This window comes from Peribacillus aracenensis (genome assembly GCF_025175645.1).
GTDB classification, from domain to species: Bacteria; Bacillota; Bacilli; order Bacillales; family DSM-1321; genus Peribacillus; species Peribacillus aracenensis.
Genome location: NZ_JANZMJ010000036.1, coordinates 12,575 through 28,539, shown reverse-complemented (window position 1 = coordinate 28,539; position 15,965 = coordinate 12,575). Strand labels below are relative to the sequence as shown.

The 15,965-nt window shown below is 39.6% G+C and carries 13 protein-coding genes; 2 read left to right on the top strand and 11 right to left on the bottom strand.

The genetic code is table 11. The features are described from left to right. Window positions 1-178: 178 nt before the first annotated feature. From N0M92_RS24630 to pdxS, 4 genes are all read right to left on the bottom strand, one after another. The gene (locus N0M92_RS24630) at window positions 179-766 is read right to left on the bottom strand and encodes a TetR/AcrR family transcriptional regulator (RefSeq protein WP_260288287.1); all 588 of its coding nucleotides are present in this window, start codon (window positions 764-766) and stop codon (window positions 179-181) included. Window positions 767-937: 171 nt separating this feature from the next. Further along, window positions 938-1,684, bottom strand: a complete 747-nt coding sequence (locus tag N0M92_RS24625) for an SDR family NAD(P)-dependent oxidoreductase (protein WP_260288286.1) — start codon at window positions 1,682-1,684, stop codon at window positions 938-940. 154 nt (window positions 1,685-1,838) lie between these two features. After that, window positions 1,839-2,438: a pyridoxal 5'-phosphate synthase glutaminase subunit PdxT gene (gene pdxT / locus N0M92_RS24620; protein ID WP_260288316.1), complete on the bottom strand. Its 600-nt coding sequence runs from the start codon at window positions 2,436-2,438 to the stop codon at window positions 1,839-1,841. Between the two features lies 1 nt (window position 2,439). Next, window positions 2,440-3,327 carry a pyridoxal 5'-phosphate synthase lyase subunit PdxS gene (pdxS, locus tag N0M92_RS24615; protein WP_192204942.1) on the bottom strand — a complete coding sequence of 296 codons (888 nt, stop codon included), beginning with the start codon at window positions 3,325-3,327 and terminating at the stop codon, window positions 2,440-2,442. Window positions 3,328-3,461: 134 nt separating this feature from the next. On the opposite strand from pdxS, the gene pdxR reads away from it, so the two are divergent. Next, window positions 3,462-4,856: a MocR-like pyridoxine biosynthesis transcription factor PdxR gene (gene pdxR, locus N0M92_RS24610; protein ID WP_260288285.1), complete on the top strand. Its 1,395-nt coding sequence runs from the start codon at window positions 3,462-3,464 to the stop codon at window positions 4,854-4,856. A gap of 287 nt (window positions 4,857-5,143) precedes the next feature. On the opposite strand, the gene pabB is transcribed toward pdxR, so the two are convergent. The 7 genes from pabB to N0M92_RS24575 all read right to left on the bottom strand — a co-directional run bounded on the left by pabB (window position 5,144) and on the right by N0M92_RS24575 (window position 15,378). Beyond that, window positions 5,144-6,892 (bottom strand): aminodeoxychorismate synthase component I, encoded by a 1,749-nt coding sequence (gene pabB, locus N0M92_RS24605; protein ID WP_260288284.1) that lies wholly within the window; start codon window positions 6,890-6,892, stop codon window positions 5,144-5,146. 92 nt (window positions 6,893-6,984) lie between these two features. Then, window positions 6,985-8,007, bottom strand: coding sequence for an LLM class flavin-dependent oxidoreductase (locus tag N0M92_RS24600; protein WP_260288283.1), 1,023 nt, complete (start codon window positions 8,005-8,007; stop codon window positions 6,985-6,987). 93 nt (window positions 8,008-8,100) lie between these two features. After that, window positions 8,101-9,099, bottom strand: a complete 999-nt coding sequence (locus N0M92_RS24595) for an LLM class flavin-dependent oxidoreductase (RefSeq protein ID WP_260288282.1) — start codon at window positions 9,097-9,099, stop codon at window positions 8,101-8,103. Window positions 9,100-9,391: 292 nt separating this feature from the next. Then, entirely contained in the window at window positions 9,392-11,638 is a 2,247-nt protein-coding gene (locus N0M92_RS24590; protein ID WP_260288281.1) for an AAA domain-containing protein, read from the bottom strand. Between the two features lie 232 nt (window positions 11,639-11,870). Next, window positions 11,871-13,667: an oligoendopeptidase F gene (gene pepF, locus N0M92_RS24585; RefSeq protein ID WP_260288280.1), complete on the bottom strand. Its 1,797-nt coding sequence runs from the start codon at window positions 13,665-13,667 to the stop codon at window positions 11,871-11,873. A 117-nt stretch (window positions 13,668-13,784) separates the two neighbouring features. Continuing rightward, window positions 13,785-14,411, bottom strand: a complete 627-nt coding sequence (locus N0M92_RS24580) for an FMN-dependent NADH-azoreductase (protein WP_192204950.1) — start codon at window positions 14,409-14,411, stop codon at window positions 13,785-13,787. Window positions 14,412-14,643: 232 nt separating this feature from the next. Then, a complete protein-coding gene (locus tag N0M92_RS24575) occupies window positions 14,644-15,378 on the bottom strand; it encodes a YqcI/YcgG family protein (RefSeq protein WP_260288279.1) in 735 nt (244 codons plus the stop codon). 228 nt (window positions 15,379-15,606) lie between these two features. Between N0M92_RS24575 and N0M92_RS24570 the strand changes: the two genes are divergently transcribed. Next, entirely contained in the window at window positions 15,607-15,861 is a 255-nt protein-coding gene (locus tag N0M92_RS24570) for an alpha/beta-type small acid-soluble spore protein (protein WP_260288278.1), read from the top strand. The last annotated feature ends 104 nt before the right edge of the window (window positions 15,862-15,965 follow it).

Below are 15,965 nucleotides of genomic sequence, written 5' to 3'. Positions count from 1 at the left end.
TAAATTCTTCGTAAAGCATTTCGTGTAGTATGCATTTATCGTAATAGTCTGAAAAATATAAGTCAAATCTTACACTCTGGTTTAATGGATTCACAAATTTGACTGTATCGTTTCTGAATGCATATAAAACGGTCATATTTGCGGCTTGATGCACATGCCTTTAAATATGACCGTTTCTTTATGTATGATTTTGTTTACCATGAATACCATATACCAAAAGTTGTGCAATGTTCTTAATTCGTTCAGAAGTAAAATACGGCTCCTTTTTTTGTTGATGGATTTCATAATGTGTAGATAATGCCAATGTAAAAGAAATGATCCCTACATTAAATAGGATAATGTCAGAGATATATTGTATCTCTCCGCTATCTATTCTCTTTTGTATTTCAATATGCTTGGCATTTGGCTTGAAAATCTGATCTATATATTGCTTTGAAATATCTTGATCGAATTGTGTTTCCCTAAATAATATTGAAAACTGTTCTTTATTTTCAAGAATTTTTCTTATCATGGTGCAAACATGATTCTCCACTAGTTCATCCGTGGCTAGATGGCTAGTCACATCTTCGGATTCCTCATTTTCATTAGGGGTGATTGTAGCCAAAAGCAAATCTTTTTTGCTGTCAAAGTATTTGTAAATAGTAGCTTCGGAAACATTGCATGCAGAGGCAATTTCATTCGTTCTTGTCATGTCAAAACCTTTAGTGGCAAAAAGAGTCCGGGCTACATTTATGATTCGTTCTTTGGTTTGCTGCCCTTTTTTCAAAAATATCAACCTTCTTTTATAAAGATAAGACCGGTTTCACCAATCTATTTCTATGATATCTCGGTGGTAGCAATCGGTCAATATTACCTTTGATTTGTTAGAATTAATATTCCCATATATCATAAATAGAAAACATCGTCTGATTGGGACGATGTTTCTATTTTTTGAAAATCACTTAAAAGATGCATAGCCATCATCGACCATGACTACACTTCCATTGATCGCATCCGCTTCCTCTAACGATAATAGATAGACGGCATTTGCAATGGCTTCTGGCTTGATTAATTTACCGCGCATTTGACTTGCATTCAATTTATCGATGATTCCCATATCTTTATAGCCTTGTATGATAGGAGTGTCAACCCCGCCTGGCGCAATGCCCACTACGCGTATGCCATAAGCGCCCAATTCCAAAGCTGCTGTCTGTGTCATCATTCTTACTGCGCCTTTAGTTGCCTGATAGGCAAAAGTCCCATGGGAAGCTAAGTAGCCAAACACGGAAGCGGTATTTATAATGACCCCCTTGTTATCTAGCTCCTTCATTTTCCTTCCTGCTGCCATGATTCCAAAAGCAACTCCGTGCTGGTTCACTCCAATCGTTTTGAAGTAACCCTCCATATCTTGATCGAGGATCATACCGCCTGCACCAATGCCGGCATTATTAAACATGATATCGATCCTTCCGTATGTTTGCACTGCTTTATTGATTAACGATTCAACTTCTTCCTGCTTAGAAACATCCGTTTTAACAAAGATGGCCTCTCCACCATCCGCTTTTATCTGTTCAACAGTTTCCTGTCCCATTTCCTCATTAAAATCCGCAACGACGACCTTGTCCCCCTTTGCTGCGAATTTCAAGCATGTTGCTCGGCCAATTCCGCTTGCTCCTCCTGTAATAACTGCAACTCTTGCTGTCATTTCCATTCCCCTCTCACCAATAAAAAGTATGTTAGTGATCACTTACTTTTTTATTATAAAAGTAAAGGATGTTGAATTCAAGCAAAATGTATTTTTAAAGTGTTAGGAGCATTCAAAATTGAAGCTGCCCTATTAATAGGACAGCTTCATTTGTTTAGGAGGTTTTCAATTCGACCTTACTTACGGAGGTCTTCACCATTTCAATGAAAAGTTGTAGAAAACGATCATCACCTGTTAATTCTGGATGAAACGCACTGACAAGGACATGGTCTTGTCTTGCAGCCACTACATTCTCTTCATAAACAGCCAATACTTCCACACCTTCTCCAATTCCATCAGCAAACGGCGCCCGGATGAATACAGCCTTATAAGGGTCTTCCATTCCTTTGATTGTTAGTTCCGCCTCGAAACTATCCCGTTGACGTCCAAATCCGTTCCGTTTCACGGAAATGTCCATTAGTCCAAGATAGGCATTCTCATCGCCAGCCAATTCATTGGCCGCCAATACCATCCCTGCACAAGTACCGAAAATAGGTTTTTTACCCTCGAAGAAAGTTTTGATCGGTTCCATAAATCCATAACGATCCATTAGCTTCCTCATCGTAGTGCTTTCTCCGCCTGGAATGATCAAGCCGTCGATTTCCAGCAACTGTTCCGGTTTTTTTACTATAATTGCTTGTTCGCCGGCAGCTTTGATTTGGTTCAAGTGTTCTTCAACTGCTCCCTGTAATCCCAAAACACCAATAGTTATCATATTACCATCCACGTTCCTGCATCCGTTCTGCCGGAGCTAGTTTGGAAATATCAATTCCTTTCATTGCACTGCCCAACTCTTTGGATAACCGGCCAATCAATTCATAATCGGTGAAATATGTAGTAGCTTGAACGATTGCCGATGCGAATTTTTCTGGATTTTCAGATTTAAAAATACCAGAACCCACGAAAACGCCATCTGCTCCCAATTCCATCATCAGTGCTGCATCAGCTGGAGTGGCAATTCCGCCAGCTGCAAAGTTAACTACAGGCAATTTACCTGTGCGTTTGATTTCTCTTAAAATTTCATAAGGGGCTCCAATATTTTTTGCCTCTGTCATTAATTCATCATCACTCATGATGCTCACTTTACGAATTTGTGACTGTACCTTTCTCATATGACGCACAGCTTCCACAATATTACCAGTACCTGGTTCTCCTTTTGTACGAAGCATTGATGCTCCTTCACCAATACGGCGTGCAGCTTCGCCTAAATCACGGCATCCACAAACGAAAGGTACGGTGAAATCACTTTTCAGAATATGGTATTCTTCATCAGCAGGAGTCAGCACTTCACTTTCATCGATATAATCCACTCCCATGGATTCAAGTACCCTTGATTCAACAATATGGCCAATCCTTGCTTTAGCCATGACCGGGATGGACACTGCATTCATTACTTCCTCGACAATTCGCGGATCTGCCATTCTAGCTACCCCGCCAGCCGCACGGATGTCGGAAGGAACCCTTTCCAATGCCATGACAGCGACAGCACCTGATGCTTCTGCGATTTTTGCTTGTTCAGCGTTAATGACGTCCATGATTACGCCACCCTTTTGCATTTGTGCCATTCCTCTTTTTACTGTTTCAGTTCCTAATAATTTTTCCATTTCTCTTCCCCCTAATATTTGCATTTTTTAGATTTGTTAGACTTAGTATAAAAAATAGTTGACCACATTGAAAGTATCAGTTTTAATAAAATTAATGGGGTCAGCATTAAATTATTATAAAAGGTGGAAACAAAATGAATATGCTTTCTTGTGATTTAATTAGGTTAAGTGAAATACCTTTGTACGAACAATTATATTCACATATTAAAAAAGAAATCATTGATGGCCGTCTACTTTACGGTACAAAGTTGCCGTCCAAACGGAAATTGGCAGAGTTCCTTCAAATAAGTCAAAATACTGTCGAGACTGCATATGAACAATTGACTGCTGAAGGATACGTTGAAGTCATACCCAGAAAAGGGTACTATATTCAAACATTCGAGGATTTAGAATATACACAAACGAACCAAGTATCCTTGGAAAAAGATGATCATAAAAAAGGGGAATTACTGTATCATTTTCATCCCAGCCAAATTGACACGGAACACTTCCCATTTGAAAAATGGAGAAAATACACGAAAAGCAAAATCGATGAATCACATCAAGATCTTCTTTTACTGGGGGATTCTCAAGGGGAATATGAACTACGATGTGAAATTGCACATTATTTGTATCATGCACGTGGTGTACAATGTGTTCCCGAACAGATCATCATTGGTGCAGGAATGGAAATTTTATTGCAGCAGCTTGTCCTCCTATTCGATAAAAATGCCATCTATGGTGTTGAAGATCCTGGGTATCACTTGATTCACCGGATTTTACGCAGCTACCCAAATGAAGTCCACCCCCTGCAAATTGATGAAGAAGGCGTAAAGGTTAACCAAATTGAAGATTCAAAGATCGACGTCGTGTATGTCACTCCCTCTCATCACTTCCCAAATGGGACGATCCTATCCGTTAACAGACGGACGCGATTGTTGAACTGGTCCCAAGGGGCAACTAACCGCTATATTATCGAAGACGATTATGATAGCGAATTTCGTTATAGTGGAAAAACAATTCCTTCCTTACAAAGTATGGATGCTGGTGATAAGGTCATTTATTTAGGGTCGTTTTCCAAATCGTTGATGCCATCGATTCGGATCAGTTATATGGTTCTTCCCGCTCCATTGTTACAAATTCATCAACAGGAATTATCTTTTTACCATTCCACCGTTTCTCGGATTGATCAGCATGTGTTGACACAGTTCATGAAGGAAGGGGATTTCGAAAAGCATTTGAATCGAATGAGGAAAGTTTACCGTCGCAAGTTGGATAAAGTGATCGATTTGTTTAAACCACATAAGCAAATAAAGATCATTGGTGAACGGTCAGGATTGCATATCGTCCTCATCGTTAAGAACGGCATGGATGAAGAGACACTTATTCAAAGGGCAAACGAAAATCATATTAAAATTTATGGACTATCGACATATTCTATTGAAAAAATTGACGATGCCCCTCCAAAAATCATATTGGGCTTTGCAGGGATCCCTGAATCCGAATTGGAAAAGGCCATCCACCTTTTATTGATCTCATGGGGTTTATAAAGAAAAAGAAGTTCACTGTCGTGAACTTCTTTGCACTTGTCAAACAAAATGAGGTTCGGAATGCTCTCTTCCCGATTCCCTTTCATGATTTTAATACAAGACTTTTATTTGTGATGAAACCGTTGAAGAAATTTGCGACACTCCGGCCGAATGTCTGGAGCCGAATGCTATTCTAATACTCATTCCTGAATTTCCGGTTTAATCGTCAGCAATTAAATATTTTTCACTCGCAAGCATTCTTAAACTGCAATATAGATTTCAGTTTTCACTTTTTACGAATAATCAGCTTAGAAAGATAAATTCACTTTTAATTTCCCTCGCACGCTATTAATAAACCAAATTTCCTCAGCGTTATTTAGATCATCCTTTGAAATGGCTTTTTCTTTGATTTCCTTCTTCCTGATTAAGTCTTGACGAAATGTTCCAGCAAGGAGACCTGAGTCCACCGGAGGGGTATAGAGTTCACCATTTATCTTCACCACAACATTTCCATTCGTGAATTCCGTAATGAATCCTTCTTCATTCCAAAGCAGAACATCCTGGAAGTCAGGATTATTCATCTGAAAGCCTTCATATACATCACGATTGGTGGTCTTATGAAATAGAAATGGATTTGCACTTGATATTGGAGTTTCAGCCAAGATGGCCGTAAATTCCGCATCAAGGGGCTTGATTGCTTGTCCGGAGACTTCAATTTCACCATTTTCATTAAGTAGCACCCTTACCTTTTGCAACGTCCCAAGGTTTAATTCCGCATACTTTTGGAGCCGATCTCTTAAATACAATTCAGAGAATCGGTAATCGAAGTAATCAGCGGATTGTTTCATCCGATCGATATGATCATTCAACAAATAATATTCGCCATCCTTGAGTTTCATCGATTCCAATAGTTTGTAAGCAGGCCTTTCCACCGTCAATAATTTGGCTTTTAAAAAGGCTTCGTCATATTCTTCCGATAACTCGGAATCCCAGGTGATTCCCCCGCCTACCCCATACTCAGCTTTCCCTGTTGCCTTATCGATCACGACTGTACGAATCGGCACATTAAAAACGGCTTCGGATTCAGGGGTGATAAACCCGATTGCACCGCAATAAACTTCACGTGGTGAATTCTCGATATCAGCAATGATCTCCATCGTTTTTATTTTAGGTGCACCTGTTATCGATCCACATGGAAAAAGAGCCTTGAATATATCAATGATTGTTGTTTCCGGATTCGTATCGGCTGTAATCGTGGATGTCATTTGCCAAACGGTCGGATATTTTTCAATTGCCTTAAGTTGTGGAACCTTGACGCTTCCAGGTTCTGCAATCATTCCCAAATCATTTCTCAATAAGTCCACAATCATGTAATTTTCAGCTTGATTCTTTTCCGAGGCTGCTAACCATTCTGCATTGAGCTGATCCATTTTCAGAGTCGTTCCCCGTTTTACCGTTCCTTTCATTGGGCGAGTAATCAGCTGACCATCTTCCCAACGGAAAAACAACTCGGGTGAAGCCGATAGGATTCGATGTGTCCCCACATTCAAATATGCGCTATAGTTCGAGCGTTGGGCTCTCTTCAAGCGCTCAAAGAAAGCGAAGTCATCTCCTTTGAACTGGGATTGCAGACGCATCGTATAATTGACTTGATACGTATTGCCTTTCTCGATTTCGGATTTTATTCTTTGAAACCCGGAATGATAGGTATTTGAATCCATTTCTGATTGCCATTCAGCTAGATTAAAAGCCCCGGTCATTTTTTTAGGTAATTCTTCTTCCGGTCGATCAAAAATCCCGAACCATAATAATGGCATTTTGGCTCCATCTTTTACTTTAAAAGATTTTTCAAAAGCAGGTGCCGCTTCATAGGAGACATATCCCGCTGCATAATGCCCCTGTTGAATCGCTTCCTGGACTTTTTGGAATTGGGGAAGGACATCCTCAATTGAATGGGCGGTGAACACTTTTTTCGGGTTCGTAAAATAAAGAGGCCGGCTGTCACCTTGTTTATCTGTGAAGTGAAATATTAAGGATAAAGGATCTTCTCGTTTCATTCTTCTCTCCTAACTTTGTTTATGAAGACAATCGGTATGTATTTTATAAAAAAGCTTGCAGACACGTAATCTGCAAGCTCATTCTTTGACACTTATTTCATTCCAGTAACTTCTGCAATGATTTCATAAGAACGAAGGCGTGCACCCTGATCATAAATGGCAGAGTTTATAATCATTTCATCCGCCTGTGTTTCATTTAAAAATGCCTGCAACTGCTCTTTAACCTCTTTTGGATTTCCTATAATGGAAGCGTTCAGCTGCTTCATGACAATGGCCTTTTCATATTCTGTCCAAAGGCCCTCCATCGTATCAACTGGAGGAGCAAGTTGACCAGGCGTGTTCCTTATCAAATTCAAGAACTGCTGTTGATAAGATGTAGCGATCCTTTGCGCTTCTTCCGAAGTATCAGCTGCAAATACATTGATACCAACCATGACATAAGGTTTATCAAGAACGTCGGATGGTTGGAAATTATTGCGGTAACGAGCTAAAGCTGGTTGAGTGTTTTCAGGGGAAAAATGGCTTGCAAATGAAAATGGCAATCCCAGCTGTGCTGATAATGCTGCACTGAAGCCGCTTGAACCAAGCAGCCAAATCGGGATATCCTGTCCTTCGCCAGGGATGGCGCGAACACGATTATGTTTAGAGTCCGCATCTAGATAGCTACGGAGCTGTGCCAATTGTTCAGGAAAATCCTGACCGTTATTACGTACATCCCCCCGGAGTGCCATGGCTGTAAATTGGTCGCTTCCCGGAGCACGTCCCAGTCCTAAATCTATTCTACCAGGATACATTGCTTCCAATGTTCCAAATTGTTCTGCGATAACCAGCGGTGCATGATTCGGTAGCATTATACCTCCAGAACCTACACGAATTCTTTCCGTCCTACCTGCAACATAGCCTATAAGCACTGACGTTGCAGAGCTTGCAATCCCAGGCATGCTATGGTGTTCTGCAACCCAGAAACGGTTGTAATTCCATTGCTCCGCATGTTTAGCTAATTCTACTGTATTTTTAAAAGCTCCCGAAACTGTACCACCCTCAACGATAGAAGCCAAATCCAGAACGGAAAAAGAAATGTCGCTAAGTTTTTTAGCTTGTTGATCAGCATTCATATCTTCATCTTCTTTCTTTCAATTATGATAAATTGGACGCAAAGCCATCATATAGAAAATGCACACAAAATGCACATAAAATGCTCGAACGGATTAACTGTTAAGAATTTCCCTGGCAATCAAACGAAACGAATTAAGCCGATCCTCCAACTTATGAGTGATGGTTATCAGCATGATTTCATCAGCTTGATATTTCTCCTGAATCTCCAAAAGCCGATTCTTCACTTGTAAAGGGGTACCAAAAATCAGTTTTTTATCCAAGGTTTCCACCAGTGCTTTTTCTTTTTCAGTCCACACATGGTTCCTTACCTCTTCTATACTTGGAACCTGCGTTCTTTCCCCTTGCCCATTTTGAATTTTCCATAGAATGTTGCTAAGAGCGATTTCTTTTGCACGTTCCTCGGTTTCTGCGCATATGGCCGAAACCGTAACGATCGTTTTAGGTGCTTTAAGTAATCCTTTTGTTTGAAAGTCCTCACGGTACTGGTGAAAACTCTGCACGCCATCATTTTCACTCATGAATTCACCAAACGCGTATGCCATGCCATTCTCAGCGGCAAGTTTTGCACTTTTCCCACTTGTCCCCAATATCCAGGGCTCAGGCGGTACCATTGGGATAGGAGCAGCAGAGAGATTTGAAAAAGGATGTTCTTTTGGAAATTCATCACTTAGAAAATACACCAGTTCTTGAACAAGTTCTGGCATTTTGTAAACATTCTGAAGAAAATTATCGGATAATGCCATCGTTGCTTCGGCAGAGCCACCAGGAGCACGCCCCAGTCCCATATCAATCCGTCCTGGAAAAAGTGTTGCAAGCATATGATAAGTCTCTGCTATCCTATATGGCTTATAATGCGGAAGCAGCACTGCCCCTGATCCAATCCGGATATTTTTTGTTTGTGCACCAATGTAGCTTATCATAACCTCTGGAACGGAACAGGCCAATCCCGGCAGATCATGATGTTCCGTTAACCAGATTCTGCTATAACCCAGTCTATCCCCTTCTTGTGCTAGTTGTAATGATGCCTGCAATGCTTCTTGTGCTGACTGTCCGGATGCAATTGGGGATTGATCCAAAATGCTCAGTTTCATTTTTTGTTACCGCCTTTCTTGGCTTTCGTAACTTAATGGTAAATCATAACTAGTCGAAAGTCGCTTGAAACGCTTGCTTTGTTATTTTAGTTTGCAGCCTTTAACGGATATTATAAGGGGTTGAAACTAAATCGGGGAGTAGAAGCGAACGATATATTCTAGCGAGGTATTTGGTTTAATACATTAATTGCGCAGGTGCTGGCTTAAGGAGTCATTTCATCACTTATTCTATCGAGGTTTTTTTGGAAGAAATGCATATAAAGAAAAGCCCTTTTTAAGGGCCTTTCCGAAGTTATTCACTTTTTTTGAATTGAGATAGTAATTCATCCGCCATTATTTGCGAATCCAAACGAGCCGCAATAAATGGGGGCTGGACCCGATTATTGGACTCGACGGGCAAACCTAGCCAGACAACTCTTTTATCAAAGATGATAAAGGAAAAGGAAACAGATGAACAAATAAAATGATCAACGTTGATATCAGGGTTTCTTTTTGCTGAAATGGCCGTCAATTTCACTGCAGGGTTTCTTTTCATCAAATATTGCTGCCATTCTTCTGACAAACTGTTCAAATCTGGAACAGCGATAACCATTTCTTGTTTTGTTGATTCAATATCTTCCTGAAAGTCCCCCAATTTACGGGCATGCATCCATTGCAATTTCGGGTGCTGGTGTTTAACCCATTTTCCAATGTCTTTCTTTGATACAATCTGATCATTTTGAATTTGATGATCGACAAGCTGACGAAGTGTTTTGCTGCGATAAACGTGTTTGTTAACAAATGAAGTGTCACATACATGTACGAACTTCCCCTTAGTCCTTGTTATGGCCACGTTAATGAGCCTTTCACTTTCTCTCCCTGTCAATAACATTCCAGCCCTGTTTTGCGGATAACTATCAACAGTGTCAAAGATCATCATCTCACGTTCACTTCCCTGGAAACGATGTACAGTTGCAGCGATGATATCCGCCGTTTGCCGTTCTTTCCCATATAAGTCATCCAATAGTTTTTCCATTAAGTCTGCCTGAGCACGATAAGGGGCAACATAACCAATTGACCTTGATCCGCCCACATAAGCTTCATGAATCAGTTGAAAAGATAAAAGCAATTGCCATATATTCATTCTCGAATGGGATGTCCGTTCAGTAATGCAATATTCCCCTGCTAAGCTTGTATCTAGAAGTGCTGCTGCCTTATTGGCAAACGGTTCCGACAGCATTATGCCTTCCCTGCTAGTCGCAACACTTTTATGATCGCCAACAAAATTGTTATAGACGACACGATTAGTGAATGCTGAAATATCCGGATGCATGCGGCGCTGTTCCTTTAATAGGAATAAATGAGGGTGGAGTTCTCCTTCTTCAACAGACTGGGCAACACCGGCCCGATGAAATATGTCTTCCTTCAGCCAAAGTTTCACGAGGGAATCGCGAGCCGAAGCTATGGGTGGCAATTGTTTGAAATCACCACAAACGATAATATGCTTGGCTAACGCTGCAGCAAAAGCTACCTGAGGTACGTAAGCCATACTCGCTTCGTCCAAAATAACCAGATCATACTCTTTTTGATAAACCGTTTCATCATTTGCGGCTTTAGCTAAGGTCGTTCCGATGACTTTTGCTTCTTTTACGAATTGAACCTCTTTTTGGCGGATTTTCTCCAAGACTTTGGCCAGCTTTTTCTCTATCTCAATTAATTGATCTGTATCCCTTTTACTGAATGACCCTGCCAAGTCATACTTTAATAGACGTTTTTCTTCGCCAAGCTCTTCTTTTTCTTTAACTAATGTCGGTTCATGTTTCCCTAATAATTGCCCTGTAACAATATCATCATGGTTGGCTAGTGATTCACCGGTTTGAGATCCATAGCGAAGCACATCGCCTTCTTTGAAACGATCTTTCTTTTTAATGAATGATGAAATTTCAGCCATCAAAACATCGACAGCCTGGTTGCTATGGGACAAAACCAGAATTTTTTTATCTTGTAAATAATGATTGGCTACTGTACGAGCCAGTGTATAGGTTTTTCCTGTACCTGGGGGTCCCCAAACAAAAGTGACAGGATTGAACTTCGAGCGCGCATATAATTCTTTCACACTGCTTTGTTTTTCATTTAATGGATGTTTTTGCGGCATGGACGGATCCATCAAGCGCTTGATCCGAAGCCTTTTCCTTTTGCTTCTCTTGATTTCATCCAAGCGCATAATCAATTGTTCCAGCAATTCCCAGGGATCATGGTATAAAAAGGCTTCACCTATCATATCTCCTAAAGAACGATCAAAAACAACGATTATACTTTTCCCCTCTGATGAAAGGATCCTTCCATCTTGTTTAATCCCTCCCCATTCAAGTCGAACGAGGGAACCGACAGGGATTTTTATCGATGAACCTGTTTCAAAATAATAATTGAAAGAACCGTCACTTGTAAGCAGATGGCCGTTTGAAACCAAGTATTTTGTGCTGCCATACTTTTTCAAATGCAGGATCTCAAGTTGTAGTGCCTGCTGCCATTCTTTTATATAATTTACTGTCGAATTCATTTTTCACTTTCCTCACAAAATATGCCATTGAAGTACAAAGAAACTGGCCCATTGGCTAGGCTCCGATGTTTAAAATAACGCTGTCACCATGACTTTTTTCGCGAATTACCTGTTTCTTCAGCATATAAAATAAGGCCCAATCTATTGATTGGGCCTTTCCTACGCCAATGTTTTAACTATACCATTATTTATAACATCATACCATGGGCTCTTTTGGAAGAAATGGTTTAGATTAGCCTTCGGACAAATCAGTGAATTGGTCGACCAGATCGCTGAAAATCTTCATTGCATTTTCGATTGGATCAGGTTTAGTTAAATCTACGCCTGTTTTCTTTAGCAGCTCCAATGGGAAATCGGAACTCCCGCTTTTCAAGAAAGTCAAATAACTTTCAAGTGTTTTTTTGTCCCCAGAAAGGATCTTATCAGCGATAGTAATGGCTGAAACGTAACCAGTAGCATATTTGTAGACATAAAACGGACGATAAAAGTGTGGGATGCGTGACCAGCCATACTTCACTTCTTCATCGAAAATTATTTCATCTCCATTATAAGCACGAAATATCGATTCATAGGCTGTATTAAAAACCTCGGCATTTAGAGGTTCATCATTTTCAGCTTTTTCATGTACGATCTTTTCGAACTCCGCAAACATCACCTGTGTGAAGAATGTTCCTTTAAAACTATCTATGAAATGGTTAAGTAAGTGTTTTTTCTTCTGTACATCTTTTGTAGTCTTAATTAAATGGCGAATCAAAAGGATTTCATTCACAGTGGAAGCAACTTCCGCGACAAAAATGGAATACCCAGCACTTATTTGCGGTTGGTATTTTGAGCTATAGTATGAATGCATACCATGTCCAGATTCATGAGCAAGTGTAAATACACTATCTAAGTCATCACGGTGATTTAATAGGATGAAGGGGTGAACGCCATAAAGTCCTAAATTGTAAGCACCTGAACGTTTTCCAGGTGTTTCCCTGACGTCGATATATCTTTTTTCCTTAAAGGTTTTCAGGATTGTGATATACTCTTCGCCAAGAGGTTTCAGGGCCTCCACCATCAAAGAAAAACCATCATCGTAAGAAATCTCCTCTTTAGCGCCTTCGACTAATGGTACACTTAAATCATAGGCACGCAATTCTTTTACACCCAACAATTTTTTTCTTAAATGAATGTATTTATGCATGGGTCCGATATTTTGCTTAGTAGACATAATCAAATTATCATAAACCTCTTTTGGAACTTGATCTCCAAATAATGATTTTTCCAAGGCAGATGGATAATTTCTTAGTTTTGACAGATTCACATTATTCTTGATTGCTGTGGAAAGTGTGGAAGCGATTGTATTCTTCAATTGTACATATGGCTGATAATAGGCGAAATAGGCCTCTTTTCTTTTATCGCGATCATCGTCTTCGATCAATTTGGAATACATTCCTCGCGTCAGCTCTACCCTCTCGCCGTCTACATTCGTAACTTCACCAAATTTAATATCAGCATTGTTTATCATCCCGAACGTTTTTTGAGGTGCTGAAAAGGCTTCGCCTATTTGGGAAAGCACCTCTTCTTGTTCTTTCGTTAACACATGGGCTTTATAGCGGAAGGAATCCAGTAGATCCTCCTCAAAATATTTCAAACCCTCGATTTCATTTATGTACCCTTTTAATATGCGTTCTTCCAGGCTCAAAAGAAAAGGCATGAAAAATGCAGAAGCATTGCTTATTTTCTGCCCTAACTTACCAGCCCGATCCAGTAATGCTTGTGATGAGGTTACCCGTGTATCCAAATCCGCTTGAAGCATGGCAAAAACATATAGCTTGTTATAAATGTACCCAAGTTCCTCACTTAATCGTAAATACTCGAACAAATCTTGAGCCGACTGAATATGGCCATCGTAAGTTTTTAATTTCTCTGTCATCTTAAGGACTTCTTGATAATCTTTTTCCCAATTAGACTGATCATCGTAAATATCTTTTAAGTTCCATGTTTCTTCCATTTTTATTTCGTCACGTGATTTAAACGTTTGCATATTGTCTGCACTTCCTTTCATGCTTATAGGCTTACCCTTTATTATAATCGACTTTCAGAAAAATCTGCATAGAAAAACCAGTATGCTGAAAATACATACTGGTTTCGCCTTTTATAATTAGAATTTTGCTGCAGTTTCAGCCACTTTCGCCAATCCTTCGGCAACGATATCCTGTGAGCGATCTGGGTATTGATTATGTCCCTCGATTACGACTGTTTCTGGGTTTGTAATACCCCATAAGTTCAAATTCATCGTTACGTATTTCTCCGCCATTTCGCCAGCATCCATTCCAGGCAATGCATAATCGGATCCGCGTGCATTAAGTAATGCCACTTTTTTACCTCCAACTAAGCCGACTGGGCCTTCAGCTGTATATTTGAATGTTGTTCCCGCTTGAGCAAGATAAGAAATATAAGTTACCAATGGTGCTGGAACCGTTGCATTCCATAGTGGGAAAGCAAATACTACTTTATCGGCAGCAAGGAATTGATTCAAGTATTGTTGCACGATATCGGCAATCTTCACTTCTTCTTCAGTCAATTCCATACCTTGGCTGCGTTTATATAGAGCAGTAATTGCTGTATTTCCGTAGTAAGGTAAGTTCAGGTTAAATAAATCCAATTCAGTTATTTCATCGTTACTATTTGCTTCCTTATATGTGTTCAAAAACGTTTCATACATTTTGACACTAATAGCTTGATCCGCTGGGCGGTCATTTGATTTAACAAATAATACTTTAGACATTTTTGTTCCCCCAATTGTTAATTTTTTATGTTATTTAAAAAATAGCATTTAATCCATATATCTCGAATTAACTGCAATTGCTACTTTCACATTATAAAACCGAAAATCCAATAAGGCAAGAAATTTGTTTTTAATTTTCAAATGTCCATTTCATGAATTTTCACGGATTGATTTTTTATCCCCATTACCTTCCAAGTAAGATACGAAAAAACCGAGAGCAATTTGCTCTCGGTTAAGTTAACTCTTTATGATGGAAGGGGCACTTACCTTTTATCGGTTCTATATCATCCCCAATGAAAAATTGTTTCCATTCATTATGATTTACATCTCCAAAGTGACTGATATCAGGATGTTTTGGAAGGTTATCCCATTTCTCCACTCGTTCCCGAACCTTTTCACGCGACATAATTCCGCCTTTTTCCGTACCTTCCAGGCCTTCAAAGATCATCCTTGGTTGGAATCCAAGTACAAGGCTATTTCCTAAATCTCGGGTTTTACGCTGTTTATAAGCAGGTGCATTACCAAAGACGAAGATTGGTTCCCCTGCAAAATGATAGTCCCATAAATAATGCTCGGGATCTTTCGGCGTTTCAATTGGCCAAGGTTTTTCATCTGCTTTATGCAGGTATTGCAGGATATCCCAAAACCTTTTACGGTACAATTCTATATCACCCTCTATCGATTCAGGCTCCATAAAGACAAAAAGGCCATGCCTGATATATGGTGGTTCCTGAAATAAATCAAGAAAGCTTTCCACTGCTTTTGGGAGATTGGACCAATCTTCCTGTGTGATATAAGCATAACGAAGTTCCCCTTTATTTTCAGCTTTCATACCAAAATAACAAGGAAAGGTTTTATCGGTCACTGTATTATGGAATGTTTGATATTCCTTAATTAACCATTGCGGCACTCGATCGGGATTTGTCATATCTTCTTTTGTTAACAAACTTGAATTAGCAGTCAGCATCATTTTTCTCCTTACATCATTTTATTATATGTTACCCGCTTTAAATAAACTAAAACTTCTTCTGGCTGGAATAAACTCAATCAATCGTATCCTATATAATTACTTCATTATTTAAGAGATTATGACTGAATCCCGATTCATCGGGATTCAATTAAAAACTTTCGATCTGCCTATTAATCATTTTCTTTACATTGGGATAACCTAAGAAAAAAATAGGAGTGATGCAAATTGGCAAGGAGAAGGAAAATTCTAGTATCTGAAGCGCGAAAAGGACTCGATGATCTAAAAGCCAAAGTTGCTGGTACAAAGGATCCCGAAGAAGCAAAGTTTGAAGTAGCAAAAGAAATGGGCGTACCGCTGAAAAAAGATTATAACGGAGAACTGACCTCCAAGCAGAATGGAAAAATAGGCGGAAAGTTAGGCGGAGGCATGGTCAAGGAACTTATAAAGATGGCACAGGAGAACTTAGGAAAAAAACATTAAAAGAGCCGATTCCGGTTGGGGTTGTTTATTCAAAAGATCATATATTAAACGAACTGAATGAACGAAAAATTTCGGAACTTAGTACATGGCAAGTATTACTCAAC

Bases quoted from the DNA above. Each gene is read 5' to 3' on its own strand.
- N0M92_RS24625 (WP_260288286.1), bottom strand. From the start codon at position 1,684: ATGACAGCAAGAGTTGCAGTTATTACAGGAGGAGCAAGCGGAATTGGC.
- pdxT (WP_260288316.1), bottom strand. From the start codon at position 2,438: ATGATAACTATTGGTGTTTTGGGATTACAGGGAGCAGTTGAAGAACAC.
- pdxS (WP_192204942.1), bottom strand. From the start codon at position 3,327: ATGGAAAAATTATTAGGAACTGAAACAGTAAAAAGAGGAATGGCACAA.
- pdxR (WP_260288285.1), top strand. From the start codon at position 3,462: ATGAATATGCTTTCTTGTGATTTAATTAGGTTAAGTGAAATACCTTTG.
- pabB (WP_260288284.1), bottom strand. From the start codon at position 6,892: ATGAAACGAGAAGATCCTTTATCCTTAATATTTCACTTCACAGATAAA.
- N0M92_RS24600 (WP_260288283.1), bottom strand. From the start codon at position 8,007: ATGAATGCTGATCAACAAGCTAAAAAACTTAGCGACATTTCTTTTTCC.
- N0M92_RS24595 (WP_260288282.1), bottom strand. From the start codon at position 9,099: ATGAAACTGAGCATTTTGGATCAATCCCCAATTGCATCCGGACAGTCA.
- N0M92_RS24590 (WP_260288281.1), bottom strand. From the start codon at position 11,638: ATGAATTCGACAGTAAATTATATAAAAGAATGGCAGCAGGCACTACAA.
- pepF (WP_260288280.1), bottom strand. From the start codon at position 13,667: ATGCAAACGTTTAAATCACGTGACGAAATAAAAATGGAAGAAACATGG.
- N0M92_RS24580 (WP_192204950.1), bottom strand. From the start codon at position 14,411: ATGTCTAAAGTATTATTTGTTAAATCAAATGACCGCCCAGCGGATCAA.
- N0M92_RS24575 (WP_260288279.1), bottom strand. From the start codon at position 15,378: ATGCTGACTGCTAATTCAAGTTTGTTAACAAAAGAAGATATGACAAAT.